This is a genomic window from Lysobacter sp. Root916 (genome assembly GCF_001429785.1).
Lineage (GTDB): Bacteria > Pseudomonadota > Gammaproteobacteria > Xanthomonadales > Xanthomonadaceae > Lysobacter.
In genome coordinates this window covers 1-1,024 of the sequence record NZ_LMJF01000008.1, presented here as the reverse complement: position 1 = coordinate 1,024, position 1,024 = coordinate 1, and the positions used below count along the sequence as shown (strand labels likewise).

The window sequence follows — 1,024 nt, the reverse complement described above, 5'->3', positions numbered from 1 at the left end:
TATCTGGCAGGCGCTGCTGAAGGTCGATCAGGTGGGTCGCCACGATCACTTCTTCGAACTGGGCGGCCATTCGTTGCTGGCGGTGCAGCTGGTCTCGCGCGTGCGCGAGCGGCTGGGAGTGGAAGTGCCGCTGCGTGAGCTCTTCGTCCATCCGGTGCTGCACGCGTTCGCGCAGGCGGTGGGCCAAGGCGGCGCGAGCACATTGGGCCGCATCGAGCGCGTCGGCCGCGATCAACCGCTGCCGTTGTCGTTGTCGCAGCAACGCCTGTGGTTCATCGATCAGTTGGATGCATCCGCGAGCCGCGCGTATCACATGCCGGCAGCGCTGCGCCTGAGCGGCAGCCTGCACCGCGATGCGTTGAAGCAAGCGCTGGACACACTGGTGGCGCGCCAGGAAGGTCTGCGTGCGCGCCTGGTTGCGGTCGATGGCGTGCCGCACCAGGTGTTCGCACCCGAGGACATCGGCTTTGCCATGGCCGAGCACGACCTCTCGCAGTTGCCCGTCGAGGCCCGCGAGCAGGCGATACACGAGCAGGCGGCCGACGAAGCGGGCGCGCCCTTCGACTTGAGCCAGGGGCCGCTGATCCGCGGTCGCTTGCTGCGTACGGCCGACGAGGAACATGTGCTGCTGATTACCCAGCACCACATCGTCAGCGACGGCTGGTCGACCGGCGTCATCGTTCGCGAGTTCGCGCAGTTGTACGCGGCCTATAGCGAGGGGCGGGCCGACCCGTTGCCGGCGCTGGACATCCAGTACGCCGACTACGCGACTTGGCAGCGTGGCTGGCTGCAAGGCGAGGAACTGGAGCGGCAGACGGCGTTCTGGCGCGATCACCTGGTGGGCGCACCGGCACTGCTGGAGTTGCCGACCGACCGTCCGCGTCCGCCGGTGCAGCGTTATGCCGGGTCCGTGGTGCCGGTGGCGTTGTCGGCCGAGTTGGCCGGCAAGCTGCGCGTGCTGGCGCAGTCGCACGGCACCACGTTGTTTGCGGTATTGCTGGCCGGCTGGTCGCTGCTGCTGTCG

At 68.2% G+C, this 1,024-nt stretch carries 1 protein-coding gene; it reads left to right on the top strand.

What is annotated here, in order from left to right; translation table 11 throughout:
• On the top strand, positions 1–1,024 hold a 1,024-nt coding region (locus ASE35_RS07700; RefSeq protein WP_157489346.1), incomplete at both ends, for a condensation domain-containing protein.